Here is a 26,517-nt window from a genome sequence, read left to right on the forward strand (position 1 = left end):
TATAATTTCCTCCAAGGTATGCTTAAGCAATAAAAAAGAGACCATTTGAGTCTCTTTTTTTTTAATCAGGTTTAAGCAGAATATTTATTCTTCATCATCATACTGCGCATAGAACTCAGGAGAGAGGTTACTAAAGCGCGTGTATTGACCTTCAAAAGCCAGACGCACAGTACCAATTGGACCGTTACGCTGTTTACCGATAATAATTTCAGCAGTCCCGGCTTCTTTAGATTCCTTGTTATAGACTTCATCACGGTAAATAAACATGATCAAATCGGCATCCTGCTCGATCGCACCAGATTCACGCAAGTCAGACATAACTGGACGTTTGTTTGGACGGTTTTCCAGAGAACGGTTCAACTGCGATAAGGCAATGACAGGGCACTGCATTTCTTTAGCGAGCGCTTTTAAGCTTCGGGAAATTTCCGAAATCTCGCCGACACGGTTATCACCCATGCCAGGCACTTTCATGAGCTGCAAGTAATCGACCATAATACAGCCGAGCTTACCGCCATGCATTTTGGCAATACGACGCGCACGCGCACGAACTTCCGTTGGTGGCAGAGCAGAGGAGTCATCGATATACAGGTTCTTTTCTTGCAAATGCACAATGGTGCTGGTGACTTTAGACCATTCATCACTGTCCATTTTACCGGCACGTAAATGACCCTGATGCACACGACCAAACGATGAAATCAAACGCATGGCAATCGAGTCGGCTGGCATCTCCATCGAGTAAACCAGAGCAGGCAGGTTATTGTTAAACAGTACACTTTCGACCAGATTCATGGCAAAGGTGGTTTTACCCATCGATGGACGGGCTGCAACAATAATCAGGTCACCGGATTGCATGCCGGAGGTTTTATTGTCGAGTTCGACGAAGCCGGTGGTGAGACCAGTAATCGAACCTTCCATTTGTGAAAGTTCATTCAATTTATCAAAGACATCTGCAACGACGGTATTGATTGCCTTCGGCCCTTGTGCCTTGGCATTATTATTATGTTGCTCGGCAATCGAAAAAATATTGGTTTCTGCCAGATCCAGAATTTCACTGACGCTACGACCTTTGGTGTCATAGGCATTTTGCAGGATTTCAGAACTGACTTTAATCATGCTACGTAAGGTCGAGAATTCCTTGATCTTGTTGGCGTAAGTTTCCAAGTTGTAGAAACTTGATGGCGAGTCAGCCATGAGCTGCATCAGGTATTCTTCACCACCGATGGCATCTAGCAGATTCTGTTTAATTAGCCAGTCATGCACCAATACGGCATCGTAAGGAGAGTTGTCCTTAGACAGCTGATCAATCGCACGGAAGATATATTTATGACGGGTTGCATAAAAATCGTTCTCAATAAGCACGTCACCGACTTGTTCAAAAGATTCGGCAACCGTCATTAAGGCAGCAAGTACAGCTTGTTCAATCGCTAAATTGTGTGGAGGCGTGCGAAACTCCTTGAGCTGAGTATCAGCAACAATTTCTGGTTTAGCGCTGTTGTGCTTAGTGCTGGCATTCGCCTGTGACATATAAAGCCCTGAATTTTAATACAATGGTTTAAATATTCTCGGAGATGGATAGCAACTATCAACTACGAAGTGAAATAATACGCGTTCCGTTAAAAAATGCGAAGTGTATTTTTAAAATTACGCGAATAATAAAATGAAAGTGAGATATGCTATATCTTCGAATTATTTTAGATAAAAAAAGAGCATGCCAAAGCATGCTCTTTTTCTTGGTGAGAAATTACTCAGCTACGATAGTAACTAGAACTTCTGCAACAACATCATGGTGCAATTGGATTGCGATGTTGAATTCACCAGTGTTGCGAAGTGCGCCATTTGGAAGACGTACTTCTGCACGGTCAACTGTAAGACCAGCATTTGTCAACGCGTCAGCGATGTCACGAGTACCGATAGAACCGAACAGTTTACCTTCATCACCAGCTTTCGCAGTGATTACGATATTTACTTCGTTCAATTGGTCAGCACGTGCTTGAGCAGCAGCTAAAATATCAGCTTCAGCTTTCTCAAGTTCAGCACGACGAGCTTCAAAAGCTGCAGTGTTTGACTCAGTAGCAGCAACTGCCATACCTTGTGGGATCAAGAAGTTACGGCCGTAACCAGCTTTAACTGAAACTTTATCACCAAGTTTACCAAGGTTTTTAATGCGTTGTAATAAGATAATATCCACAGCTCAACCTCACTTATGATTGTCAGTGTAAGGGATCAAAGACAAGTAGCGAGCTTGTTTGATAGCAAGCGCTAATTGACGTTGGTAACGAGCTTTAGTACCTGTAATACGGCTAGGAACAATCTTGCCGTTTTCAGTGATGTACTGTTTTAAAGTGTCGATATCTTTGTAGTCGATGTACGTAACGTTCTCAGCTGTAAAGCGGCAGAACTTGCGACGACGGTAAAAACGTGCCATGTTAGGTTCTCCTTATGCTTCAGCAGAGTCTTGAGCGTGTTGTGCTTCTTCACGTTGAGCTTTACGCGCACGTTTTTCTTCAGCACTCTTCGCCAATAGTGACTCTTCAGTGATAGCGTTTTCACGACGGATGATAAGGCTACGAATGATTGCGTCGTTATAACGGAATAATTCTTCAAGCTCATCAAGAGTAGTTTGACCACACTCAACATTCATAAGAATGTAGTGAGCTTTGTGGATCTTGTTGATTGGGTAAGCCAATTGACGACGGCCCCAGTCTTCAAGACGGTGGATTTGACCTTCAGCTTCTTTGATGTGAGTTAGGTAACGTTCTACCATACCCACAACTTGATCGCTTTGGTCTGGATGTACCAATAGTACGATTTCGTAGTGACGCATTGTCAGCTCCTTACGGTTTAAACAGCCCCAATTTTTAAGTCAATTGAAGCAAGGAGTCACAACCAAGGTTGTGTCGCAATATTTGCGAAGCGTGAAGTTTAGTGGGTTTTGGGGAGAAATACAACCAGATTGGCAAGAATTGCATAATTAAACAGCGGTTTTGTACGGGCTAGAATGAGTAGCACAGAAAAGAGAAGGGAAAGTTGACTGAGGTTAATTAATTGGTGATTTAATGATGGTTGGTAATGAGATAATTCTAATCTCGCCATAATGAGTATCTTTTTACTCAAGTAGAATTCTTATTTTATGCGTTAAATGCACTTTAGAAAGATTGAAGTGTATTTTTGCAGTTGGTTTCAGAAAGACAGGATTTTAAAAGGCAAGAGTAGAAGTATTTAAAAGAGAGTCGAGGGAAATAACAGGCTTAAATAAAAAAAAGATAGAGTAAAACTCTATCTTTTAAAAAATGATGTATGGCATTTGGGGAGCAGTCGATGTAAAGCAGAACAGAATACTGATCACAGTAATCAGCTTCACAGAATACATAAAATACTGCTTGGCCCACGCCTCATCATCTTTAGCCTTAAAGCCCTGAATACTTAAATAAATCCAGTACAAGGTTAAGATGTTCAACACCGCCATATAGAGCCAGTTGGCATAGCCAAAGAAAAATAGGCCATTCATGACAACCCCAAACAGAATCACATAAATCAGTGATTCGACCTTGGTGCGGTGAATTGAACGTGCTACAGGTAGAATAGGAATACCTGCATTTTTGTAATCTTGAAAACGGTAAACTGCAATTCCCCACGAGTGAGGCATTTGCCAGAAGGCATACCCAACGAAGATCAGCAGGGCACCTAAGTCAAACTGATTTGCAACTGCGGTATAACCAATCACAGGCGGAGCTGCGCCGGAAATACTGCCTACCAGAGTCTGGTGAATAGTTGTTCGTTTTGTCCATAAGCTGTAAAAACCAACGTATACGACAAAACCAATAACTGCGAATAGGAAAGCGTATGCATTTACCCAAAACCAGAGAACACTAAAACCGACCAGGCCTAATACAAAAGCAAAGGCAAGTGCGACAGCTTCAGAAATGGTTTTTTTAACAAGAGCACGATTTTGTGTGCGCTGCATTTTCTGGTCGATGTCCTGGTCAATTACATTATTGACCACACATCCTGATGCTACAACGAATGTAGTACCAAAAAGAGTAAGGAGCAGGAGAAGGAAATCTACAGAACCTTGAGCGGCTACAAAGTAGCCGCCCAAAGTGGTAACAAAGTTACCAAAGAGAATTCCTGGCTTAGTCAGGAATAAATACTTTTTCAGCATGACAACCAGTTTAGATCATCATGTTGTAGTGAAGGTAGTTCATGATCCATACAGAACCTACTAAAAGAATAGCAATGGTTAAGATGGTATACACAAATGCAATTACGTTCCAGCGTTGCTCTGAAGAAGAGTTCATGTGCAGGAAGTAAATCAGCTGTACAAGAATCTGAGCAACCGCAGTGATCGCGATGACAGTAATCAAGATACCACGGCCAAAACCGCCCGCCATAACCATACCGAATGGAATTACAGTAAGGATAACAGACAGGATGAAGCCGATAGTGTATTGCTTCACGTTACCGTGTGATTCGCCAGCAGCGTTATGATCATGACTCATTACAGAACTCCCATCAAGTAAACTACGCTGAATACACAGATCCATACGATGTCAAGGAAGTGCCAGAATAAGCTTAGGCACGCAAGACGACGAGTGTTAGGTAAAGTCAAACCATATTTCTTGATTTGAATCATTAACACAATCATCCATACCAAACCTGAAGTCACGTGGATACCGTGCGTACCTACCAGCGTAAAGAACGAAGACAGGAACGCAGAAGTGCTAGGGCCATGACCCGCATGAACTAAGTGATTGAACTCATAAAGTTCCATGCCGATGAAGGCAGCACCAAATAACCAAGTGATCGCTAACCAGGTAAGAACCTGACCAACGTTTTTCTTGTAGGCAGCTAGAACGGCAAAACCAAAAGTTACAGAAGAGATCAGAAGGGCGAAGGTTTCAGTAAGAACGAAACCTAAAGAATCGCCAAACAGATCTTTCGCACTTGGAGTGCCCACAGGAATGTGGCTACTCAAAACAGCGAATGCAATGAAGAGTGTACCGAAAAGGACAAGGTCACTCATCAAGTAAGTCCAGAAACCAAAGACAGTGATGTCAGTATCATCGTGATGATGATGCTCATCGTGTCCGTGGTTGTCGTGATGAAGTACTTCAGCCATGGTCTTAGTCCTTCTTCAAGTGTTTTTCAAGGATCGCATAGCGTTCACTTTCGATACGCTCAACTTCAGCAGCTGGGACATAGTAATCCACTTTCTTGGTGAAAGAAGAAACGATGAAGCTGATGATAGATGCAACGAAAGTAACAACTACTAACCACCAGATGTGCCAGATTAACGCGAAGCCCATAACAGTGATGAACATGGCGATAACGAAACCAGCAGCACGGTTAGTCGGCATATGGATGTCTTCGTACTTGGTTGGTTTTGCGTATGCAACGCCATTCTCTTTGTCAGTCCAGAAAGTATCAATACCATTGATCTTTGGAAGGTAAGCAAAGTTATAGAATGGAGATGGAGACGAAGTAGCCCACTCAAGTGTACGACCATCCCAGATATCGCCTGTATAGTCCATATTTTGTTCGCGTTGCAAGAAACCAACAACGATCTGCATAATGAAGCAGGCAATACCTAGTGCAATAAGAATCGCACCGAACATCGCGATATTTACATATGGGTCCCATTCTGGGTTGTCAAATGTATTCAGACGACGAGTCATACCCATGAAACCAAGGATATAAAGTGGCATGAATGCAAAGTAGAAACCGAAGAACCAGAACCAGAACGCTGCTTTACCCCAAGTTTCATTTAGCTTCCAACCAAACATTTTTGGCCAGTAGTAAATGATACCTGCGAACATTGCGAATACTACACCGCCAATAATTACGTTATGGAAGTGAGCGATCAGGAATAAAGAGTTATGTACCAGGAAGTCCGCTGGTGGAACTGCCATCAATACACCTGTTAAACCACCGATACCGAAAGTCACAAGGAAGCCAAGTGTCCATAGCATTGGAGTGGTGTAAGTGATGCGGCCCTTGTACATGGTGAACAACCAAGAGAAGATTTTTACACCAGTCGGGATCGCAATAATCATGGTCATGATACCGAAGAACGCGTTAACGTTGGCACCAGCACCCATGGTAAAGAAGTGGTGAACCCAAACAACCAGTGAAAGAACACCAATTGCTACAGTTGCGTACACCATAGATTTGTAGCCGAACAATGCTTTGCGTGAGAACACTGAAGTTACTTCTGAGTAAATACCAAAAGCTGGTAATACCAAGATATAAACTTCTGGGTGACCCCAAGTCCAAATCAAGTTCACGTACAACATTGGGCTACCACCCATGTCATTTGTGAAGAAGTGGAAACCGAAGTAACGGTCAAGAGACAGCATTGCAAGTGTTGCAGTTAACACTGGGAAGGTTGCAACGATTAATACAACTGTTACAAGCGAAGTCCAAGTGAAAATCGGCATATCCATCATCTTCATGCCAGGCGCACGCATTTTGATGATGGTAACAAAGAAGTTAACACCAGTAAGAAGCGTACCTAGACCTGAAACCTGAAGTGCCCAGATATAGTAGTCAACACCAACACCTGGAGAATATTCAATGCCTGATAGTGGAGGGTATGCCATCCAACCAGTTGCAGCGAACTCACCAAGAGCCAGAGACACCATCATCAGACCCGCAGCACCAGCAAATAGCCAGAAGCTTAGAGAGTTCAATAATGGGAAGGCAACGTCACGTGCACCGATTTGAAGCGGTACAGCTACGTTCATTAAGCCAACTACAAGACCCATTGCTACGAAGAAGATCATGATCACGCCGTGCGCGGTAAAGATCTGGTCATAGTGCTCTGGGTGCAAGTAACCTTCACCACCACCTTTTGCAAGGAACTGCTGAAGACGCATCATGATCGCATCGGCGAAACCACGCACAAGCATGATAATCGACACGAAGATATACATGATACCGATTTTTTTATGGTCTACAGATGTGAACCATTCGTTCCACAGGTAGCCCCATTTTTTGAAGTAGGTGATACCAGCAACAACTGCGATACCGCCTAAGATCATCATTGCAACAGTAACCAATACGATTGGATCGTAAGGAATTGCATCTGGACCTAACTTACCTAATAAGTTCATGTCTTATTCCCCTTGAGAAGCAGTCGCATGTGCATCAGCTACATGTGCTTCAGAAGCAGTAGCTTCTTCGTGCGCAACACCGTGCTCTGCAGCAGGAGCTGAGTGGTCAGCACCATGGTAGTTGCTCATGTAGTGATTAATCACAGATTCAAACAAACCTTGCTCTACAGAAGAGTAATAAGTCACTGGATGTGGCTTAGTTGGGTAAGGCTTCATAGCTTCAGCAGCAGCCTTCTCTTCAGGAGTATTTGCTTTTGCGATCAGCGCTTCAATCTGGTGTTTACCACGGTTGCCGTCACGCAGAGATGCGAATTCAGCCTGGTCTAATACAGATTTCTGAACAGCTTCTGGATTTACTGAAGTACCATTACCTGCTTGAACAGCAGAAACCCATTCAGCAAACTGAGCGTCAGTCACAGAGTGAGCGCGGAAGCGCATTTGTGAGAAGCCATAACCAGAATAGTTAGAAGAGAAACCGCGGTAGCCTTCAGGTGGGCTAGTTTCGTCTGCCAACAGGTTCAGGTGAGTTTGCATGCCCGCCATTGCATAGATCTGACCACTTAACGCCGGGATGAAGAAAGAGTTCATCGTGAAGTTAGACGTAATACGAAGGCTAACCGGAGTTTTTTCTGGGAAGCGCATTTCGTTAACAGTGGCAATACCTTGCTCAGGATAGATAAAGATCCATTTGAACTGTTCAGCAATAACTTGAACGGTTAATGGAGCTTTGTCAGATTCAAGCGGACGGTATGGGTCGTACTTGTGGGAACCCCACCAAGTTAACCAGGCAAGAATAGCAATAATAATAACTGGGATACCCCAAACTACAATTTCAATTGCAGTAGAGTGTGCCCAAGTAGGTTTATAGTCTGCGTCTTTATTCGATGCGCGATATTTCCAACCGAACCATAATGCCATGATTGCTGATGGAATAACCACCAGAAGCATTAAGTAAATCGCAGTCATCATCAGGCTACTTTGGCCTGCTGCAACTGGACCTTTAGAGTTCAGAAGTACTAAATCACCACCACACCCTGTTAAAAGTGCGGACATCGCAGATAAAGACAATACAGCTAAAATCGTTTGTCTCATTTTACAACCTCGGTGAAGAGTCCCATTCCCTAAATTAATATGGGATAGCGATTAAAGTGTCGCATGATTAAAAAGATTCATTTGTTAACAAAAAATCTTCCTAATCATGAGACACCGCTACGTTGTAGGGCATTATGCCTGATTACAACAAACTAAGCTATATATAAAGAGGCTTTAAATGACTGTAATAAAAACCGATTTTACTGCTCGGGATTGTCGAATATTTATAGTAATTTTATTTTAATTTCAAAGTTATGAGCGAAAAAAGGGATGCAGAGCATCCCTTTAAAGAGAACTTAATTTTATTGCTTGATCACCTTGGTTTTCGCCAGTTTATCGTGCAAAGTCTGACGGTTTTTGCCCAAACCGAAAATCCAGTCCACAAGCGAGAACAATGGAATAAAATAAATTGTAGGCAAAATGAACACGATACTGCGCAAAGTAAAGGCACGCATGAGTGAAGTTTGAGTACCAGTTTCCGCGTCTACAATCTTAATTTTAGTCAGTTTTTTACCAATGCTTTGACCAGATTTTGCAATCAGGTAACCTTGGATAACCAGCATGATCAGCAGATATAAACCTGCTGCTGTCCAAGCCTGAGTAGAGAACATATCCAGCATTTGAGACTGCAATTCCAGCACGCGATTCTGATCCGCACTGCCACCCATAGCTTGCGTCATGATCTGCTCATTTAGCTGAGTAAAACGCAGTTTTTCTTCAGCTGTGAAGAAGGCAGTCAAAATGAAAGTTGCTGGAATCCAGAGCAGCAGATCGACGAACTTGGCAAAAATACGCGCAGGAATACTCGCCAGTTCAAATGTATTCGCTTTTGGTGCAGGACGTGCATAAGTATTGGTTTGTGCTGCAGGCTGCTCAAATGGTGCTGCTGGCTCGGCAACTGGTGCAGGTGGAATATAACCTTCAGGTTCATAAACGAATTTACCCTGCGTGAGCTCACCCAAAGCTTTCCATTCGGTCATGCCTTGGTGCCAGGCCAAATCAGTCAATAATACTTGCTGGCTTGCAAGCATCTGATTTAGCTGTTCAAGCGTATATGGTCCAGCTTGTTGATTGTTTCGTGCCAGGTAAATCTGCATAAAGACTGAATCTCAAAATGTACGTTGAAAAGGTTTAGCTTCGATTTTATTGAATTATAGCCATAACACAAACAAAATCTTAAGCTAAACATGCGCATATGTCGGACATTTTTAGGTGAAGTACAACCAAAACAACACAAAATAAAACGAATTTGATTTAGGAAACTAAAAAAATCCAAATTTTTAGCCATCTATATAAAATAAAGTATTCAAGATTGATGGTTTAAAAAATGTAATTTTAATGTAATGACGAAAGATTTTTTGCTGATAAATATCAAAGGGATGATTGGTTAAATCTAATATCTTAAATTCATGTAAAATTTATTACTGAAATAAAAAAGACCCTCATTTGAGGGTCTTTTTTATTTACTGAATTTCAGCTTATTTAGCTTCTTGATCAGCAAGGAAGAACCAGGTATCCAATACTGAGTCCGGGTTTAGAGATACAGATTCAATACCTTGTTCCATTAACCATTTTGCAAGATCTGGGTGATCTGAAGGACCTTGACCACAGATACCTACATATTTACCTGCTTTACGGCAAGCTTGGATCGCCATAGAAAGAAGGACTTTTACAGCAGCGTCACGTTCATCGAACAGGTGAGATACGATACCAGAATCACGGTCTAGACCTAGTGTTAACTGAGTCAAGTCGTTAGAACCGATAGAGAAGCCATCGAAGTGTTCAAGGAATTGATCAGCTAACAGCGCGTTAGTTGGCAATTCACACATCATGATAACTTTTAGACCATTTTCACCACGTTTCAGGCCATTTAATGCCAGTAGCTCAATGACACGTTTCGCTTCGTTTACAGTACGTACGAAAGGAATCATAATTTGTACGTTGGTCAAACCCATTTCGTCACGAACTTTTTTCAGTGCACGGCATTCAAGTTCGAAGCAGTCACGGAAGTTGTCAGAAACGTAGCGGCTTGCACCACGGAAGCCCAGCATCGGGTTTTCTTCTTCTGGTTCATACAACTTGCCACCGATCAGGTTCGCATATTCGTTTGACTTGAAGTCAGACATACGTACGATCACTGGTTTGTCAGCGAATGCAGCAGCAAGGGTAGAAATACCTTCAACCAGTTTTTCTACATAGAACTCGATTGGAGATGCATAACCCGCAGTACGCGCCATCACAGCAGCACGTGTTTCACGAGGCAGACTGTCAATGTTCAGCAATGCTTTAGGATGTACACCGATCATGCGGTTAATGATGAACTCAAGACGAGCAAGACCAATACCTTCGTTTGGAATTTGTGCGAAGTCAAATGCACGATCTGGGTTACCTACGTTCATCATGACTTTGAATGGAAGTTCAGGCATAGATTCGATTGAGTTCGTTTGAACTTCAAAATCAAGCGCGCCTTCGTAGATAAAACCAGTATCACCTTCAGCACAAGATACAGTCACTTCCTGACCGTCTACCAGTACTTCAGTTGCATTACCACAACCAACGATTGCTGGAACACCCAGTTCACGTGCAATGATTGCAGCGTGACAGGTACGACCACCACGATTGGTTACAATTGCAGCAGCACGTTTCATCACTGGTTCCCAGTCCGGGTCAGTCATGTCAGATACAAGTACATCACCGTCTTGTACTTTGTCCATTTCTTTAATAGACGTTACGATGCGGACTTTACCAGAACCGATACGTTGACCAATTGAACGGCCTTCACATACTACCGTACCTTTCTGTTTCAACAGGTAACGTTCCATCGTACCAACGTTTTCACGGCTTTTTACAGTTTCAGGGCGTGCCTGAACGATGTACAGTTTGCCGTCATCACCGTCTTTTGCCCACTCGATGTCCATTGGCGCACCATAGTGTTTTTCAATGATCAGTGCTTGTTTAGCTAGTTCTTGAAGTTCCTGGTCATTTAAAGCGAACTGTTGACGTTCAGCTTTTTCAACATCTACCACAACTACTGATTTACCAGCAGCGCCTTCTTCACCATAAATCATTTTCTGGTGTTTAGAACCAAGATTACGACGAAGGATTGCGTGCTTACCAGCATTTAGAAGTGGTTTAGAGATATAGAATTCGTCAGGGTTAACTGCGCCCTGTACAACCATTTCACCCAGACCGTAAGAAGCGGTGATGAATACTGCATCACGGAAGCCTGATTCAGTATCCAGTGTGAACATTACACCAGCTGCGCCAGTTTCAGAGCGAACCATACGTTGTACGCCAGCAGAAAGGGCAACCACGTCATGGGCAAAGTTTTGGTGTACACGGTAAGAGATTGCGCGATCATTGTATAAAGATGCGAAAACTTCTTTGATCGCGATCAATACATTGTCGATGCCACGGATGTTCAAGAAAGTTTCTTGCTGACCAGCAAAAGACGCGTCTGGTAAGTCTTCTGCAGTTGCAGATGAACGAACGGCAACCGCGATGTCAGGGTTGCCGTTAGAAAGTGCGTCAAATGCTGCACGAACTTCTTGTTCTAATGCTGCAGTAAGCGGAGTTTCTACAATCCATTGGCGAATTTTAGCGCCAGTTTCAGCAAGAGCGTTTACGTCATCAACGTTTAGGCTGGCAAGCTCTGCATTGATTTTAGCGTTTAGGCCGCTTTGCTCGAGAAATTCACGATATGCACCAGCAGTTGTTGCAAAACCACCTGGTACAGATACGCCAGCGTTTGCTAGGTGGCTGATCATTTCGCCCAAAGATGAGTTTTTCCCACCAACAAGCTCAACATCGTGTTTCCCTAATTTTTCCAGACCAATTACGCGCGCTTCCAAAGTTGTTACTCCACTTTTGCAGTATTAATCATTATCTTGGCATGAGAGTATAGCAAATCACCTAGGTGGATGATTTTACTAAGCGACAGTCATGTAAGATCGGTTTACTATAAAGATTATATAGTACGAAGACAAATGTTTGAGGAGAATTTTAATGTCGGAAGGTAAACAGATAAAGCGTAGTGTTTTCTTCATTTCTGATGGTACTGCGATCACTGCAGAGACGCTGGGACACTCACTTTTGGCACAGTTCCCTCATGTCGATTTTGATATACATATCATTCCCTATATAAGCTCCGAAGAAGCTGCGACCAATGTCGTAGCTGAGATCAATGCACGTGCCCATGAGGAAGGGCAGAAACCACTGGTTTTTGATACCTTGGTGGACCCGTATGTGCGTGATATTATTAATACGGCAAATGCAGTAAATCTTGATGTATTTGAAGGGCTTATTAGTAAACTTTCCGAGGAGCTAGGTACAGATCCAACGACGCTGGTAGGACAAACTCATGCGGTAACTGACTCAGCATCCTATAAAGCGCGTATTGATGCTGTACATTTTGCCCTGGATAATGATGATGGCGCGCGTACTCGCCATTATGACAAGGCTGATCTGATCCTGATTGGAGTATCACGTTCTGGTAAAACACCGACTTCGATTTATCTTTCTCTGCAGTTTGGAATTCGTGTTGCAAACTACCCACTGACTGAAGAAGATCTGGATGATAACCGTCTGCCAGCTGTGCTGCGCCCGCATAAAAACAAGCTTTTCGGCTTGATGATTGATGCCGATCGCCTTGTGGCAATCCGTACTGAACGTAAGGCAAATAGCCGTTATGCCAGCTTTAGTCAGTGCCAGATGGAACTGCGTGCGATTGAAGGAATTTACATTTCTGAAGGCATTAAATATCTGAATGTGTCCGAGATGTCGATTGAAGAAATCTCGACGCGTGTATTGCAAATGACCGGTTTAAAACGTCGTATTGGATAAGGGCCTAGTTAATGGAGTCAAAGCTGGTATTTGGCTCCATTGGTTATCAAAAATTTATATATTAAAATAATTAATGATAGAAATTAACGATGATAAGATAGCAAATATTAATCATTACTATTTCGCTACGAAATACCTCATAGAAAAAAATAAACGTATTTAGATGCTAAATTTGTATAAAAAATAATCAATAAAATTTAAAGCTTTATTCTTTTATAGTATTTTTTATGAAATATATATCAAAAAAAAATAAATAGATTTTTATTTAAAGGTCTGAATAATGACATCAACCGGATAATTTTCACCATGTATGCAATGAATTGCATGATCAGAAATTTTCAAAATTGGCCAGGTAATAAGCTGGCAGTTTTCACGTTGCAGGGCGATATAGAAGCTATCTGACTTAAAGTAATGACGATTAGAGGCTGCCAGATTAGGCATGAGCTGGCGTCTTAACCAGGGATTTTTGACCTGCTGTTCTAAAAAGCGTAAAGACAATAACCCTTTAATCCGGTTACTAATGAGATTTTTATTTTTGCTGATTAGCGGATGATTCAATACGCGTTGAAGCGTGCGGCTGGTACTCGGCATCACAAATTGCGGTTCAATCTGAAAGACTTTAACAGATGCTGCTTGCTGGCAAATGCGGTCAAGATGACTCACACTAAACTGGTCAAGCCCAATTACTGCCACATTTAAATCCTGAAAATCCATATCTTTAAGGGCGGCAGAATCGACTTTAGTCCCATTAAAACTTTTAAAGTGTTCAGGGTTGTTTTGAAAAATACCGGCACCTGTATCCTGCTTAACGCCCATATGGATATCCTGTAATTATTTAATTTTTATTCTGTTGTGATAGATATAGACAATATCGGCAGGGGCGTAAAGTCACTTTCATGGAATCTCGAGTCATCAATAATTCGACATTTTAAAATCCACTTCAGTTATGGATTTTCGGAATTATATTGATGTAATTTTTCTTGAGCTTTTTAAAGGTTGTGTTCATACAGTTTAATACCGTAAGTAATAGCGCCAATAATTAAAGTGTCCAACTTGCTGCAACAAAGGCTGCAGTCGGTTTGTTAATATAGTGATTGATGTTTTTATCCTGAACGTATAATTGTTGGTTTTTTATTTGAATGCAGATTGAATTTAATAAATCAATGGATTACCTCATAAAAAAACAAACCGCTGACTGGCAGCGGTTTATTAAAAGACATTTATGAAAGGGAAATTTTATAAGCCCTGCTTAGCCTGCATTAACAAATCGAAGTTATATAGACGTTTGTCAGTGTCATAGATGTCACAAGTAAAAATAAACTCATCTACATCATATTTGGCTAAAAGTGCTTCCAGTCCTGCCTTGACTGTTTCCTTGGAACCGACCTGTGCCATGGCAAAGAAATTATCAACGGACATTTTTTCAGGTGGTGACCAGAGTCCTTCCATTGAATCAATAGGTGCTTTCAGTTTCAGGCTTTGACCACGAATCAGGGAAAGTACACGTTGATAAGCGCTGGTTGCCAGATATTGAGCTTCTTCATCGGTATCTGCGACACAGGTCGGTACGCCCATAGAAACATAAGGACGATCCAGGTATTCAGACGGTTCAAAGTTTTCACGATATAACTGAATAGCCTGGCCCAGCATACGTGGGGCAAAATGCGAAGCAAAGGAATACGGCAGGCCAAGTTTCGCTGCTAACTGGGCACTAAACAGGCTGGAACCAAGCAGCCAAACCGGAACGTAAGTACTTTGACCCGGAGTAGCTACAATGCGTTGGCCCGGAATCGGATCTTTAAAGTATTGCAAAATTTCTAGTACATCTTGAGGGAACTGGTCTTCAGTTTCCTGACGACCGCGACGCAAAGCACGCATGGTCATCTGATCGGTGCCGGGTGCACGTCCCAGACCAAGTTCAACGCGCTCAGGATATAAAGTCGCTAAAGTACCAAACTGCTCAGCTACGACTAAAGGTGCATGATTCGGCAACATGATGCCACCTGAGCCTAAAGTTAAGGTTTTGGTATTTGCCAGTAAATAGCCAAGCAGGACAGCGGTTGCTGAACTGGCAATACCATCCATATTATGATGCTCGGCTAACCACATGCGGCGGTAACCCAGCTTTTCTGCGGTTTGTGCCAGTTCCAGAGCATGTTGCAGGGAGAATTGAATGGTTTTATCGTCACGAACAGGAACCAGTTCAAGAATGGAGAACTGAGTATCGTTAAGCGTACGCATAATATTACTCTTTATTTGACATGACTAAAAGCATACGATGTTCAACCGGATTTGTATATCGAAAAAAAACGATATAAGTGTAAACGAAATGTATAGGCAAAAAAAATAAGCATCCGAAGATGCTTAAAAGAGGGAAGGTTGTAAAAGAGATTAAGCTTTGTATTGAACGATTAACGACGGCCACGGTTGTTATAGCGGTAGTCGTTATAACGGTAATTACGTGAGGAATTATAACGGCGGTCATAGCGGTCATCATAACGACGGTCTTCACTTACTTTCTTGCCAAGTGCAGAACCACCCGCAGAACCCAATGCTGCACCAATCAGGCCACCATTGTTACCACCCATATTTTTACCTACGGCATAACCTGCACCGCCACCCAGTGCGCCACCGATAATGGCACCGTTACGGTCACGTTTATTCGCTGAAATGGCTGCACCTGCACCACCACCGATTGCAGAACCGATTGTTGCGCCAGTTGTACCACCAACTCTATTACCTACTGCAGCACCAACTACGCCACCAAGTGCAGAAGCAAGAGCAGTATTCGTTGTATTACCCGCATTCGCTGCTGTCATACCCATGCCCATAGCTGAGGTAGCAACAACCGCGATCATTAGAGATTTGTAGTTCATGAGTACACCTTTTATATATATGGCTGTATTTGTCTATGAGTTAAATTTAATCTAGCAAGAGCGAAACAGCATGGAGAGTATGTAGACGAAATGTGTTTTTTCTCTCCTTAATTTATTCATAATTACTAAACAATATTTTTCACGTATTACAAGTAGTTGGACTCATTTAGAAGTAATTAAAAAAGCACCCGAAGGTGCTTTTTATGTCGAATGTAAGATGCGATTGAGACACTATAAGAGCTGAATTAACGGTAACGTTTTTTCCAATGTTTCGCACGTTTTTCAGCTCGACGGTCTGCTGTTTTGTCTTTGGCAATTTTATTACCTAAAGCTGCACCACCTGCTGCCCCTAACGCAGAACCAATGTAACCACCGTTGGAGCCACCCATGCTTTTACCTACGGTATAACCAGCACCGCCACCTAAAGCACCACCAATGGCAGACTCAGTACGGTTTTTCTTGTTACTTGCTACAGCTGCACCACCAGCACCGCCAAGAGCTGCACCAATTGTTGCACCTGTGTTGCCCCCCATGTTTTTACCCAAAGCTGTACCAGCCACACTACCTAATGCACTTGCAGCAGCAACACGAGCAGTGCTGTCGGCATGAGCATTAACGGTCATCATTGACCCTGCGGCTAAAGCGGTACTTAATAAAACTGCGCTCAGTTTCATGCTGGAACTCCATATCCGTGATCGGATTATATTGTGTATCGATGGCGGAAAATGTAACAAAAAATCGTCATTACATTGTGAAGAAAGATCTCCATATTTAGATGCTTTATTTGCGAGTTTGTAAAATAAGTAAAGAATGCGGATTAAATTGATTAAAAAAGAGGCGTTAGGTTGATTTTAATCGTATGGAAGTTAATTATCTGGATGCTTTAGCCGCAGAAAGCTTGTACTGAATAAAGATGTTCTTTATGCCTGAGAATCGTTAAACTAGGCACAATTTTTGATTTCGCTGTGCTAAGACCTTTATTTAGCTATAGCCTTAGTTTGAGATACTTTAAAAAATGAAAGAATCGTTACGTTTACGATTAGACCAGCTCTCCGACCGTCACGAAGAACTCACTGCCTTATTAGCAGATGCGGAAGTCATTTCAGATAATAAACGCTTTCGCCAGCTTTCCCGCGAGCACAATGATCTGACCGAAATTACTGAAGTATGGACCAAATATAAACAGGCTGAAGAAGATATCGAGACTGCTCAAGCCATGCTGAGCGATCCTGACTTTAAAGAAATGGCTCAGGAAGAGATCAAGGAAAATAAAGCCCTGATCGAACAGCTGGAAGCAGATCTGAACATTTTGATGATTCCGAAAGATCCGAATGATGCGAACTCGGCTTATTTGGAAATCCGTGCAGGAACCGGTGGTGACGAAGCAGCGATCTTCTCGGGTGACTTGTTCCGTATGTATAGTAAATATGCAGAGAGTCAGGGCTGGCGTATCGAAATCCTGTCCGAAAATGAAGGTGAACACGGCGGTTATAAAGAAGTGATCTGCCTGGTCAATGGTGAAGGTGTCTATGGTCGTCTGAAATTCGAAAGTGGCGCACACCGTGTACAACGTGTCCCAGCAACAGAATCCCAAGGCCGTGTACATACTTCAGCATGTACAGTCGCGATTCTTCCTGAGGTTGATGTGGATACTTCAGTTGACATTAACCCATCGGATTTGCGTATTGATACCTATCGTGCATCAGGTGCCGGTGGTCAGCACATTAACAAAACCGATTCTGCGGTACGTATTACCCATATTCCAACGGGGACTGTGGTGGAATGTCAGGATGAGCGTTCACAGCATAAGAACAAGGCTAAAGCGATGGCGCTTCTGGTGTCACGTCTGGAAAATGCCAAACGTGCAGCTGCAGATGCGGCAACGTCGGAAATGCGCCGTGACCTGGTGGGTTCGGGTGACCGTTCAGAACGTATCCGGACTTATAACTATCCACAGGGTCGTATGACTGATCATCGTATTAACCTGACTTTATATAAACTGGATGCCGTGATGGAAGGTGATTTGACAGAACTGTTAGATAGCCTGCACCGTGAATATCAGGCCGATCAGCTTGCCATGCTCGCACAGCAGAATGGTGGATAATGAATATTTTACAAGCACTGGCTTTGCGTGGTGAACCAGAGAGCTATGAACGTCAGGAAAATGCCTGGTTGCTGGAACACATTACCAAGATTGATTCTTTTGATCTGGTTATGAAAAAGGATCAGGAACTGACGCCTGAACAGGAACAGGCTTATGTTGATGGTCTGGCGCGCATTGCTGCGGGTGAGCCATTGGCTTATGTGACTGGTTCACAACCGTTCTGGACACTGGATCTGAAAGTCACCAAAGACACGTTGGTGCCACGTCCCGATACAGAAGTACTGGTTGAAACTGTACTTAAGCTGGACTTGCCTGAAGATGCCCGTGTGGTCGATCTGGGGACAGGTACTGGCGCGATTGCCTTATCCTTGGCTTCGGAACGTCCAGCGTGGTCTGTGACTGCAACGGATATTTATGAACCGACTTTAGAGGTGGCCAAGTTTAATGCTGAACAGCATGACTTGTTGCAGGTACAGTTCGTATTGGGTTCATGGTTCAAACCATTGGGGCGTCAGTTCTTTGATGTGATTGTTTCCAATCCACCGTATATTGATGCAGCCGATGAGCATATGCATGATCTGGCGACTGAACCAAAACGTGCTTTAGTAGCAGACAATAACGGTTTGGCTGATTTAGAGCAGATCATCGCTCAAGGCAAAAAACACCTGACTGTGAATGGTTGGGTAGTGCTTGAACATGGTTATGATCAGGGGGATGCAGTCCGTCATCTATTTACCCAGGCTGGTTATAAACAGGTGCGTACTGTTAAAGATTATGGCGGTAATGACCGAGTGACCTTGGCTCAGTGGCCACATTGATTTCCCAAATCTTATTTTTAATAAAAAAGCGACCCTCAAGGTCGCTTTTTTAGTTTCAGGATTTTTTGATGACATCGCGCCAGCGCAGCAGACGATGTTCAAACAACTTCATAATACTGTCAGTAATCTTACCCAACACTGCCAGTAGAATAATGGCAATAATTACAATATCCGGTCGAGAGGTCTCCCGGCCATCACTGAGTAAATAGCCAATTCCTTGAGTCGCTGCAATCAGTTCTGCTGCAATCATAAACATCCAGGACAAGCTTAAGCTGTTTCTTAAACCTGTGAGAATTCCCGGTGATGCCGCAGGTAACACAATCTGATGAATCTGTTGCCAATATTTCAGCCGGTAGACTCTGGCCACTTCAATCAGCTTGCGATCCACGCCCTGAATGGCAGCAACGGTATTGGTATAAGTAGGGAAGAAGGCACCAATTGCAATCAAGGTAATCTTGGAGCCTTCATCAATGCCTAACCATAGTAACAAAAGTGGAATCCAGGCCAAACTCGGAATAGATTTGATTGCAGAAAATGTTGGTTCCAGGAAGTCTTCGGCATGACGATTTAACCCGACTAAGATCGCAAAAACTAAGCCCAAGCCACTCCCAATGCCAAAGCCTAAAAAGACACGCCAGCTACTTGCCCAGAGATGCTGCCATAGATCACCTTCAGCCAGTTCGGTCAGCGACTGCCATAAACTGCTGGGTGCAGGCAGTAAATAAGGCTCAATTACACCATTGCGAACCAGAATTTCACATAACAAGATCAGGATCACCGGAATGGTGGTCCCTTTCAGCAGACGAATACCACGGGGAAGGGCAACAGATTTAGGTTGATCTGCCTTCACAAGTTGTTCGGAGATAGTGTTTGGTGCAGACATTACTTCTTAACAACCTTTTGCGCATATTTGCTATCAAAGAGCTGAGTTACGACCTGATTGACATTGGTGCCTTTACGTACCAAATCTTCTTCAGTCAGAATAGAACCTGCTTTTTGTAATGCAGCAATATGTTTTGCTGTTGGAATGTTTTGATCCAGATTGGTACGGCTTAGCTGTAATTTCGCCACTTCAATTGGCAGTTTGGCTTCACGAGCTAACAGTTCAGCCAGCTTATCCGGATTGGCTTTGGCCCATTTACGCGCCTGTTCATAGACTTTAATGACTGCATCAACGGCTTCAGGACTTTGCTGGGCGAAGTTTTCTTTAATACTGAGTACACTATATGAGTTAAAGCCGACATTGCGATACAGCAATTTCGCACCCGACTGCACCTGCGCAGAAGCCATCAACGGATCAAGACCCGCCCAAGCATCGACCTGTTTACGCTCTAAAGCTATTTTTCCATCTGGGTGTTGCAGGTGTACCAGCTCAACATCACGTTTACCTAAGCCGACGGTATCTAAAGCCTGTAGCGTAAACAGGAATGGATCGGTGCCTTTGGTGGCAGCAATTTTCTTGCCTTTTAAATCCTTGAGAGATTTGATATTGGAATCTTTGTTAATGACCAGCGCGGTCCATTCAGGCTGGCTTTGAACATAAACCGTTTTAATTGGGCTGCCATTGGCACGACTAAGTACTGCCGCTAAACCTGCGGTTGAAGCAAAATCTGTACTACCACTGTTCAGATATTCAAGCGAGCGATTACTGCCTTGGCTAAATACCCATTTAATTTTGGTTTTAGGCAGTGCTTTTTCCAGTAGTTTTTGCTCCTTAACCACCAAGCTGGTAGGCGCATAATAAGCATAATCCAGTTTTAATTCGCTTGGAATTGCCGCGACTGTCAACCCGCTCACTAGAGAGATAGAAATAGTAATTAAGCCTAATTTTGTTGTTGCTAAAGTTTTTTTCATGAGGAGCTCTAATTTATTTAGGAAATTTTCGACATAAATAGCGGTAAATGAATAAACAGACAAAAAAGAAAAACAGATAATCAAATCAACAAATAAAATATAAAGGTGTGAATTTTAATAAGTTATTGTTTATAATTAATTTAATTGTAATGAAGGTGATTTTTCTAGACTTAGCTGAAATTTCTACAAGATTATGGCTGGATTTGATAAGCAAATATTTTTAAATCTCATTGCATTGATTCTGCACAGGATAAACCTCTATAAAAAAGCGACCCTCAAGGTCGCTTTTTTATTTATATTTTTACATTGGATAATCTTGTAGACAGTCAGAAACTTCAACCTGATCCAGTGTATTGGTTTCCATTGCCAGACATAGGGTTACCACTTTCAATGTGTCTGCAATGAACTGCTCATCTTTCAGTGCAATCCCTTGTTTCAGGCTTTCAATACGTTCAGCAGAGATTTCAAGTGCCGCCGCTGCGTCAAGAACATCAATACGATTGAGGAAAGTCACCACTGCATCTTTCAAAGCTGAATCAGATGCGTTCAAAATCCCTTGATTGAGCTGTTCAGAAAGAAGGTCCGCAGAATGAAATAAAGCATTAGAGAAGTTTTGAACCAGGTTTTGGCCAAGAACATCAGTCATGTTTAACATAAGAGTACCTTAAGTAGGGAGAGGAATGAGCAACTAAATAGATGCATCAAATTGTGTGAAAAATAATCTAAATTAACGATAAATACAAAGGTATTGGGATGACCGTAGAGTCTCATTTTATTTGATGATATAGCTTGAAAACCAGATGTTCTGCAAAATTAAAAACTTAAATAGAAAAAGCTGATATTAATTGTTTTTAAGTCTAATAGAATATATTTAATTGATAATTAAACTGCTGCGGTCATAGTTTGATTTGCTTCCTATTTGGGCAAAGATTAGTCTAAGAAAAATTCAAAATGACATGGATGAGCTATGAATATTCAAAATAAAGTCTTTGTAGTGACGGGTGGAGCTTCAGGACTCGGTGCCGAAACATCACGCTATCTGGTGGAGCAGGGCGCTCAAGTCGTACTGGTCGATATGAATCTTGAACTTGGGCAGAGTCTCGCACAAGAACTTGGGGAACAGGCGCAATTCCAGCAATTAGATGTGACTGATGAAACAGCTGCCAGTGAATTTTTTAAGATATTAGAACAGACGCATGGGCAACTCAATGGATTGGTAAACTGCGCCGGTATTGCGCCGTCTGCTAAAGTACTTGGTCGTGATGGATTTCATGACTTGGCGATGTTCCAGCGTGTGCTGAATATCAATGTCACGGGCACCTTTAATATGCTGCGCTATGCTGCTGAGCTAATTTCGAAATATGAATTAAAACAGGGCGAAGAGGAACGTGGTGTGATCATCAATACCGCCTCTGTAGCTGCATTCGATGGACAGATTGGACAGGCTGCTTATTCCGCATCTAAAGGGGCAGTAGTTGCCATGACTTTACCACTGGCACGTGAACTCGCTAAAAATTCGATTCGTGTCATGACGATTGCTCCGGGAATTATGGAAACACCGATGCTGAAAGGTTTACCGCAGAATGTACAGGATTCTCTTGGGCAGATGGTACCGTTTCCTCCACGTTTAGCTAAGCCATCTGAGTATGCAAAATTAGTCGGGCATATTCTTGAAAATAACTATCTGAATGGTGAAGTCATTCGTTTAGATGGAGCAATCCGGATGGCAGCAAAATAGTCTAAGCTATATTAATTCCTTAAGTTACCGTTTAATGCTGATCCTAAAATAAGTGTAATGGATTAAAAGGAATTCAACTTTTTTCGAAATGTGAGCTTCTAATAAACTGAAAAAATATTCTCAACATGTAAAAATTTAGCCTCTTAGATAAGAGGCTAAATAATAAATAAATTTGCTTTAATTTTTATAATTGTACTTTTGCATGATCAGTATCTGGCTCTTCAGGCTTGCCAGTAATATTGCCTTTTAAGACTTTCAATAGATGAGTAACTTTATTGTCCTTCACATTCCAGTACTCTGCGCTGACTGCTTTGGCAATAAGCACACGTACACTCGGATCATCCTTGCCTTCGAACCAGTTTTCTGCCCAAGGGTTCCATAATTCTTCAATCAGGATACGGTCGGTACTGATTTCGCCATGAGCACTGATAGAGACATAGATATCATCTGATGGTTTGGCAAAGGATAAACCAAGATGCTGACGACCTGCATTAATTGCTTGGACAATATCATTGGTGTCTTTCATGATGAAATACAGATTCTGACTTTCATGCATTTTTTCTGAATTAAGCATAGTCATTGGCTGGGAGTGAATTTCTTGAGTTTCAGCTTGATGGCTGATCATAGTGAAACGTACATCTTTGATGAGTTCCCATAATTTTTCACGGTCATTGTGTTCTGAATATTGTTCTGTCATATGCTGCTCCATATTCTTGTTAAAGGTTAAATTTGGATAACGTTAAGCAGCTTAATCATATTTATAGCAGGATGCTGTAACTCTCACTGAACTCGTACATTTACATACTTAAATTGAGAAGAGCACTACACGAATTACCATTAAACAGGTTTTAGTTACAGCACAGTAAAAATTATCCGATAAATTTTTTAGATAGAAGCTAATAAGAGATTTGGAGCAAGCAAGGTCTAAAAATAATGATAAATTCTGCAACCTCATTGTAATTTAAATTAATTAGTTAATTTTGATATTGCATTGTAATTACAAATAATGGACGTTTTTGAGTGTTTCAAAATAAATACCTGATTTTATATTTTTCAAAAAGAGACTTTTAGCTAGTTTAAGTACTCATTCTTTAAGAAAGCATCAACCGAATTTTTGAAGCAAATAAACAGAAAAGGAGATCCGGATTAAGAATTCTGTCGATCCTATATAAAACCTAATTTAGGAAGAATGCAATATCTTTGGGGTCAATATAGTGCAGGGATTTTTGTTTTCCATTGACCATAAGAACGGCACAAAGATTTTGACCACAGAGAATTTTATAGGCTTCCTGATTTTCTTGAGATTTAAGTTGAACTTTTCTTAATTTTTCTGAGTAATTCATTAAATCATTTTGAGCACGTTGCTTTGCTTCAGTTTCGATATAAGATAAATATTTTACTGAGCCTAACAATAAGACCAGAATAAAGTAGGAGGCAAAAAGCTTACGATTAAATTGTCTTTCATTTTCTAATTTAAAAGAGCTGTTATGGATCACTGGTCTATGCTTTGTATCCGTATGAATAGCGACCCTTAAATTTTATAATTTTTTATGGAACCATATATTGCCTCCAAAATTATTAAAGATGGAAGGTACAGCAATAAAAAGTACAAATAAAGCCAAAGTAAAATACAGTGTATGAACAAGGCTCTTTAAAAAGCCATAATACAATTTATCTTGAACGGTAAGATTTAGTACAGTAATGTCGGCGCCAAATATACTGATATAACCTGCAAGAAATACCTGAGCTACAAGATAAAGTAGTGCAGTTAAAGCAGTAATGATCAAGGCAGCATCTAATGAAAAATTAAATTTCATTTTATCTAAGTTATTTTTGTTGAATGCTTTATTAAATGTTATTCATTATTTTAAATCAACAAGATGGATTGAAATTATAGATTCATCTTTTAAAGAACACGGACGGTATAGTGGTAGACGCTTTAAACACTGAATTCGAACTCACCGATGCGGAAATGCATTTGTATGCACGTCAAATCCTGTTAGAAGGCTGGGACATCGAAGCACAGGAAAAACTAAAATTTTCCGATATTTGTATTATTGGCTGTGGGGGAATTGGCTGCGCACTCGCGGAGTTGCTTGCCCGTGCAGGTGTGGGAAAAATTACCCTGATTGATCCGGACACGATTGAGATCAGTAATCTGCAGCGTCAACTCGCATTTACCCCACAAGATGTTGGCTTTTATAAAGCAGAAACGCTAGCGAAACGTTTGCAACAGATTAATCCGTATGTGCAAATTGAATATTATAATCAGGCAATATCTATCGATAATGCACAAGTCCTGATTCAGCACCAAGATTTGGTTTTGGATGGATGTGATCAATTTGAAACCCGTTATCTGGTGAATCAAACCTGCCGACAGTTTGATGTAGCATTGATCAGCGCCTCTGCGATTGGTCTACAAGGCCAACTGTTTATGGTGGAAGGTGATTCTGCCTGCTATAACTGCCTGTTCCCGCAAGAAGATCAAACTGATACAGCCATGCGCTGTGCGGATTCTGGTGTGCTGGCGACAACACCGAATGTCATGGCAAGTCTGCAAGCACATCATGCTTTGCTTTATCTGGGGCTTGGAAAAATGCCATTGCGACAAAAACTGCTGTTATGGGATGGTCAGAGTATGCAGCAACGTATTCTCAAATTTGAGAAAGATACGAATTGTCTAATTTGTCAGGCAAGATAGAACAGATCAGCCTGAATATTTGTTACACTCGAGAAAATTTGAAATTACGCTGACATTATGAAAAATAATATCTTCCTGGATGGTTTGCGTTCTGTGGCACGTGTCGGTGAAACCGCCGTCATTGCTGCACGTGCAGGCATCAAGTATGCGACTGAAAAACCAAGTAATGCTAAACTGATGCGTGAAACCTTTGAATCCTTAGGTTCAACATATATTAAATTAGGGCAGTTTATTGCCTCTACACCCTCTTTATTTCCTCGTGAATTTGTCGAGGAATTTCAGGGTTGTCTAGATCAAACCCCAAGCCTGCCATTTAGCTATGTACAGCAGGTGCTGGCATCTGAGTTTGAAGGCCGTAATCTGGATGAAATCTTTGCCTCGATCGAGGAAACGCCATTGGCTTCAGCATCTATTGCACAAGTACATGCTGCCAAACTGGTTTCTGGCGAAGATGTGGTGATTAAGGTACAAAAGCCAGGTGTAGAAACCATTCTTTATACGGATCTGAACGTACTACATTGGGCAACCAAGCTGCTTGAAAAAGCCGTGCCAAAAGTGAAATTTGCATCTTTGGCAGATATCGTTGAAGAAATTAAAACACGTATGGTGCGTGAAGTTGACTTTATTGAAGAAGCTAAAAATCTGGATGACTTCGTTAATTATCTGAATGTCACCAATAATCATGCAGCGACAGCACCAAAAGTCTATCATCAGTATTCCACGCGTCGTGTACTGACCATGCAGCGTTTGTATGGCGTGTCATTGACCGATTTTGATGTAGTGAAGAAAGTGGCTAAAGATCCTTCTCAGGTGCTGATTACTGCAATGAATACTTGGTTTGGCAGCCTGATGATGTGTGAAAGTTTCCATGCAGACTTGCATGCCGGTAATCTGATGCTACTCGAAGATGGCCGTGTTGGTTTTATCGATTTTGGTATTGTCGGTCAGCTGAATCCGGAAGTCTGGACAGCATGTATGGCCTTTATGGATGCACTGCAAAATACCAATTATGATCTGATGGCAGAAAACATGCTGAAAATGGGCATGACTGCAGTTGCCATTGACACGAAAGTATTGGCCGCAGATCTTGAGCGTTTATTTAGTGGTGTAATTATGGCAGATCCACAAGAATTGCTAAGTTCCAATCCAAGTGACCTTAATGATGTCATGATGGATATGGTCGCCGTTGGTGAACGTCATGGCATTCGCTTCCCGCGTGACTTCGCCTTGCTGTTCAAGCAAATGCTGTATTTCGACCGTTTCATGCGTATCCTTGCGCCATATACCGATATCTATGCGGATCAGCGCTTACAGATGATTCAGACAATTGACCCGAATTTATTGTTGAAGCATTAATTCTAAAAGATGAATTCCTCCCAA

General features: G+C 41.9%; 26 protein-coding genes. 6 read left to right on the plus strand and 20 right to left on the minus strand.

Annotated features, from left to right (window positions below; genetic code table 11):
- Positions 1 to 84: 84 nt before the first annotated feature.
- The 11 genes from dnaB to ppsA form a co-directional block, all read right to left on the minus strand.
- Entirely contained in the window at positions 85 to 1,524 is a 1,440-nt protein-coding gene (gene dnaB / locus F955_RS07075) for a replicative DNA helicase (protein ID WP_004892911.1), read from the minus strand.
- A gap of 217 nt (positions 1,525 to 1,741) precedes the next feature.
- Positions 1,742 to 2,188: a 50S ribosomal protein L9 gene (rplI, locus tag F955_RS07080; RefSeq protein WP_004815692.1), complete on the minus strand. Its 447-nt coding sequence runs from the start codon at positions 2,186 to 2,188 to the stop codon at positions 1,742 to 1,744.
- A gap of 9 nt (positions 2,189 to 2,197) precedes the next feature.
- Positions 2,198 to 2,425 (minus strand): 30S ribosomal protein S18, encoded by a 228-nt coding sequence (gene rpsR / locus F955_RS07085; RefSeq protein ID WP_004278792.1) that lies wholly within the window; start codon positions 2,423 to 2,425, stop codon positions 2,198 to 2,200.
- 12 nt (positions 2,426 to 2,437) lie between these two features.
- Positions 2,438 to 2,824, minus strand: coding sequence for a 30S ribosomal protein S6 (rpsF, locus tag F955_RS07090; RefSeq protein ID WP_004278789.1), 387 nt, complete (start codon positions 2,822 to 2,824; stop codon positions 2,438 to 2,440).
- Positions 2,825 to 3,283: 459 nt separating this feature from the next.
- The gene (gene cyoE / locus F955_RS07095) at positions 3,284 to 4,162 is read right to left on the minus strand and encodes a heme o synthase (protein ID WP_004892917.1); all 879 of its coding nucleotides are present in this window, start codon (positions 4,160 to 4,162) and stop codon (positions 3,284 to 3,286) included.
- 10 nt (positions 4,163 to 4,172) lie between these two features.
- Positions 4,173 to 4,499 (minus strand): cytochrome o ubiquinol oxidase subunit IV, encoded by a 327-nt coding sequence (locus F955_RS07100; protein ID WP_004815696.1) that lies wholly within the window; start codon positions 4,497 to 4,499, stop codon positions 4,173 to 4,175.
- On the minus strand, positions 4,499 to 5,119 hold the full coding sequence (gene cyoC, locus F955_RS07105; protein WP_004892918.1) for a cytochrome o ubiquinol oxidase subunit III: 621 nt from the start codon (positions 5,117 to 5,119) through the stop codon (positions 4,499 to 4,501). The genes F955_RS07100 and cyoC overlap by 1 nt, the downstream gene beginning before the upstream one ends.
- 4 nt (positions 5,120 to 5,123) lie before the next feature.
- The gene (cyoB, locus tag F955_RS07110; protein ID WP_004815701.1) at positions 5,124 to 7,112 is read right to left on the minus strand and encodes a cytochrome o ubiquinol oxidase subunit I; all 1,989 of its coding nucleotides are present in this window, start codon (positions 7,110 to 7,112) and stop codon (positions 5,124 to 5,126) included.
- A gap of 3 nt (positions 7,113 to 7,115) precedes the next feature.
- Positions 7,116 to 8,204 carry a ubiquinol oxidase subunit II gene (gene cyoA, locus F955_RS07115; protein WP_004892923.1) on the minus strand — a complete coding sequence of 363 codons (1,089 nt, stop codon included), beginning with the start codon at positions 8,202 to 8,204 and terminating at the stop codon, positions 7,116 to 7,118.
- Positions 8,205 to 8,506: 302 nt separating this feature from the next.
- A complete protein-coding gene (locus F955_RS07120; protein WP_004892926.1) occupies positions 8,507 to 9,301 on the minus strand; it encodes an RDD family protein in 795 nt (264 codons plus the stop codon).
- A 381-nt stretch (positions 9,302 to 9,682) separates the two neighbouring features.
- Positions 9,683 to 12,055 carry a phosphoenolpyruvate synthase gene (gene ppsA, locus F955_RS07125; RefSeq protein WP_004892929.1) on the minus strand — a complete coding sequence of 791 codons (2,373 nt, stop codon included), beginning with the start codon at positions 12,053 to 12,055 and terminating at the stop codon, positions 9,683 to 9,685.
- A gap of 154 nt (positions 12,056 to 12,209) precedes the next feature.
- On the opposite strand from ppsA, the gene ppsR reads away from it, so the two are divergent.
- Positions 12,210 to 13,046 (plus strand): posphoenolpyruvate synthetase regulatory kinase/phosphorylase PpsR, encoded by an 837-nt coding sequence (gene ppsR / locus F955_RS07130; RefSeq protein ID WP_004815709.1) that lies wholly within the window; start codon positions 12,210 to 12,212, stop codon positions 13,044 to 13,046.
- 261 nt (positions 13,047 to 13,307) lie between these two features.
- Here the strand turns inward: ppsR and F955_RS07135 are convergent, their stop codons facing one another.
- The 4 genes from F955_RS07135 to F955_RS07150 form a co-directional block, all read right to left on the minus strand.
- Positions 13,308 to 13,862 carry an NAD(P)/FAD-dependent oxidoreductase gene (locus tag F955_RS07135; RefSeq protein ID WP_004815711.1) on the minus strand — a complete coding sequence of 185 codons (555 nt, stop codon included), beginning with the start codon at positions 13,860 to 13,862 and terminating at the stop codon, positions 13,308 to 13,310.
- Positions 13,863 to 14,282: 420 nt separating this feature from the next.
- Entirely contained in the window at positions 14,283 to 15,287 is a 1,005-nt protein-coding gene (locus F955_RS07140) for an LLM class flavin-dependent oxidoreductase (protein ID WP_004892932.1), read from the minus strand.
- 170 nt (positions 15,288 to 15,457) lie between these two features.
- The gene (locus F955_RS07145) at positions 15,458 to 15,922 is read right to left on the minus strand and encodes a glycine zipper domain-containing protein (RefSeq protein ID WP_004815715.1); all 465 of its coding nucleotides are present in this window, start codon (positions 15,920 to 15,922) and stop codon (positions 15,458 to 15,460) included.
- 245 nt (positions 15,923 to 16,167) lie between these two features.
- Positions 16,168 to 16,596, minus strand: a complete 429-nt coding sequence (locus tag F955_RS07150; RefSeq protein WP_004892936.1) for a glycine zipper domain-containing protein — start codon at positions 16,594 to 16,596, stop codon at positions 16,168 to 16,170.
- A gap of 341 nt (positions 16,597 to 16,937) precedes the next feature.
- On the opposite strand from F955_RS07150, the gene prfA reads away from it, so the two are divergent.
- Complete coding sequence (gene prfA, locus F955_RS07155) at positions 16,938 to 18,026, plus strand: peptide chain release factor 1 (protein WP_004815719.1); 1,089 nt, start codon at positions 16,938 to 16,940, stop codon at positions 18,024 to 18,026.
- On the plus strand, positions 18,026 to 18,844 hold the full coding sequence (prmC, locus tag F955_RS07160) for a peptide chain release factor N(5)-glutamine methyltransferase (RefSeq protein WP_004892942.1): 819 nt from the start codon (positions 18,026 to 18,028) through the stop codon (positions 18,842 to 18,844). The genes prfA and prmC overlap by 1 nt, the downstream gene beginning before the upstream one ends.
- A 55-nt stretch (positions 18,845 to 18,899) precedes the next feature.
- Here prmC and F955_RS07165 read toward each other — a convergent pair whose 3' ends face one another.
- The 3 genes from F955_RS07165 to F955_RS07175 all read right to left on the minus strand — a co-directional run bounded on the left by F955_RS07165 (position 18,900) and on the right by F955_RS07175 (position 21,353).
- Positions 18,900 to 19,727: an ABC transporter permease gene (locus F955_RS07165; protein WP_004892943.1), complete on the minus strand. Its 828-nt coding sequence runs from the start codon at positions 19,725 to 19,727 to the stop codon at positions 18,900 to 18,902.
- Positions 19,727 to 20,698 (minus strand): aliphatic sulfonate ABC transporter substrate-binding protein, encoded by a 972-nt coding sequence (locus F955_RS07170; RefSeq protein WP_004892944.1) that lies wholly within the window; start codon positions 20,696 to 20,698, stop codon positions 19,727 to 19,729. The genes F955_RS07165 and F955_RS07170 overlap by 1 nt, the downstream gene beginning before the upstream one ends.
- Positions 20,699 to 20,999: 301 nt before the next feature.
- Positions 21,000 to 21,353 carry a hypothetical protein gene (locus tag F955_RS07175; RefSeq protein ID WP_004815725.1) on the minus strand — a complete coding sequence of 118 codons (354 nt, stop codon included), beginning with the start codon at positions 21,351 to 21,353 and terminating at the stop codon, positions 21,000 to 21,002.
- Between the two features lie 312 nt (positions 21,354 to 21,665).
- Here F955_RS07175 and F955_RS07180 point away from each other — a divergent pair, with 312 nt between their 5' ends.
- Positions 21,666 to 22,436, plus strand: coding sequence for a 3-hydroxyacyl-CoA dehydrogenase (locus tag F955_RS07180; protein ID WP_004892951.1), 771 nt, complete (start codon positions 21,666 to 21,668; stop codon positions 22,434 to 22,436).
- A 184-nt stretch (positions 22,437 to 22,620) separates the two neighbouring features.
- On the opposite strand, the gene F955_RS07185 is transcribed toward F955_RS07180, so the two are convergent.
- Positions 22,621 to 23,133 carry a pyridoxamine 5'-phosphate oxidase family protein gene (locus tag F955_RS07185; RefSeq protein WP_004815728.1) on the minus strand — a complete coding sequence of 171 codons (513 nt, stop codon included), beginning with the start codon at positions 23,131 to 23,133 and terminating at the stop codon, positions 22,621 to 22,623.
- A 478-nt stretch (positions 23,134 to 23,611) separates the two neighbouring features.
- On the minus strand, positions 23,612 to 23,932 hold the full coding sequence (locus F955_RS07190; protein ID WP_004892952.1) for a hypothetical protein: 321 nt from the start codon (positions 23,930 to 23,932) through the stop codon (positions 23,612 to 23,614).
- Positions 23,933 to 24,408: 476 nt separating this feature from the next.
- Here F955_RS07190 and F955_RS07200 point away from each other — a divergent pair, with 476 nt between their 5' ends.
- Together F955_RS07200 and F955_RS07205 are read left to right on the plus strand one after the other, a co-directional pair.
- Positions 24,409 to 25,137 carry a HesA/MoeB/ThiF family protein gene (locus F955_RS07200; protein ID WP_171058611.1) on the plus strand — a complete coding sequence of 243 codons (729 nt, stop codon included), beginning with the start codon at positions 24,409 to 24,411 and terminating at the stop codon, positions 25,135 to 25,137.
- 57 nt (positions 25,138 to 25,194) lie between these two features.
- Positions 25,195 to 26,493, plus strand: coding sequence for an ABC1 kinase family protein (locus F955_RS07205; protein ID WP_004892962.1), 1,299 nt, complete (start codon positions 25,195 to 25,197; stop codon positions 26,491 to 26,493).
- The last annotated feature ends 24 nt before the right edge of the window (positions 26,494 to 26,517 follow it).

The organism is Acinetobacter schindleri CIP 107287, from assembly GCF_000368625.1.
Lineage (GTDB): Bacteria > Pseudomonadota > Gammaproteobacteria > Pseudomonadales > Moraxellaceae > Acinetobacter > Acinetobacter schindleri.

Coding starts and splice junctions, on each gene's coding strand:
- F955_RS07165 (WP_004892943.1), bottom strand. CDS start 19,727: ATGTCTGCACCAAACACTATCTCCGAACAACTTGTGAAGGCAGATCAA.
- F955_RS07175 (WP_004815725.1), bottom strand. CDS start 21,353: ATGTTAAACATGACTGATGTTCTTGGCCAAAACCTGGTTCAAAACTTC.
- F955_RS07135 (WP_004815711.1), bottom strand. CDS start 13,862: ATGGGCGTTAAGCAGGATACAGGTGCCGGTATTTTTCAAAACAACCCT.
- cyoA (WP_004892923.1), bottom strand. CDS start 8,204: ATGAGACAAACGATTTTAGCTGTATTGTCTTTATCTGCGATGTCCGCA.
- F955_RS07100 (WP_004815696.1), bottom strand. CDS start 4,499: ATGAGTCATGATCATAACGCTGCTGGCGAATCACACGGTAACGTGAAG.
- F955_RS07150 (WP_004892936.1), bottom strand. CDS start 16,596: ATGAAACTGAGCGCAGTTTTATTAAGTACCGCTTTAGCCGCAGGGTCA.
- prfA (WP_004815719.1), top strand. CDS start 16,938: ATGAAAGAATCGTTACGTTTACGATTAGACCAGCTCTCCGACCGTCAC.
- F955_RS07140 (WP_004892932.1), bottom strand. CDS start 15,287: ATGCGTACGCTTAACGATACTCAGTTCTCCATTCTTGAACTGGTTCCT.
- cyoE (WP_004892917.1), bottom strand. CDS start 4,162: ATGCTGAAAAAGTATTTATTCCTGACTAAGCCAGGAATTCTCTTTGGT.
- F955_RS07205 (WP_004892962.1), top strand. CDS start 25,195: ATGAAAAATAATATCTTCCTGGATGGTTTGCGTTCTGTGGCACGTGTC.
- rpsR (WP_004278792.1), bottom strand. CDS start 2,425: ATGGCACGTTTTTACCGTCGTCGCAAGTTCTGCCGCTTTACAGCTGAG.
- prmC (WP_004892942.1), top strand. CDS start 18,026: ATGAATATTTTACAAGCACTGGCTTTGCGTGGTGAACCAGAGAGCTAT.
- rpsF (WP_004278789.1), bottom strand. CDS start 2,824: ATGCGTCACTACGAAATCGTACTATTGGTACATCCAGACCAAAGCGAT.
- F955_RS07180 (WP_004892951.1), top strand. CDS start 21,666: ATGAATATTCAAAATAAAGTCTTTGTAGTGACGGGTGGAGCTTCAGGA.
- dnaB (WP_004892911.1), bottom strand. CDS start 1,524: ATGTCACAGGCGAATGCCAGCACTAAGCACAACAGCGCTAAACCAGAA.
- F955_RS07185 (WP_004815728.1), bottom strand. CDS start 23,133: ATGACAGAACAATATTCAGAACACAATGACCGTGAAAAATTATGGGAA.
- F955_RS07200 (WP_171058611.1), top strand. CDS start 24,409: ATGCATTTGTATGCACGTCAAATCCTGTTAGAAGGCTGGGACATCGAA.
- F955_RS07120 (WP_004892926.1), bottom strand. CDS start 9,301: ATGCAGATTTACCTGGCACGAAACAATCAACAAGCTGGACCATATACG.
- cyoB (WP_004815701.1), bottom strand. CDS start 7,112: ATGAACTTATTAGGTAAGTTAGGTCCAGATGCAATTCCTTACGATCCA.
- cyoC (WP_004892918.1), bottom strand. CDS start 5,119: ATGGCTGAAGTACTTCATCACGACAACCACGGACACGATGAGCATCAT.
- F955_RS07170 (WP_004892944.1), bottom strand. CDS start 20,698: ATGAAAAAAACTTTAGCAACAACAAAATTAGGCTTAATTACTATTTCT.
- F955_RS07145 (WP_004815715.1), bottom strand. CDS start 15,922: ATGAACTACAAATCTCTAATGATCGCGGTTGTTGCTACCTCAGCTATG.
- ppsR (WP_004815709.1), top strand. CDS start 12,210: ATGTCGGAAGGTAAACAGATAAAGCGTAGTGTTTTCTTCATTTCTGAT.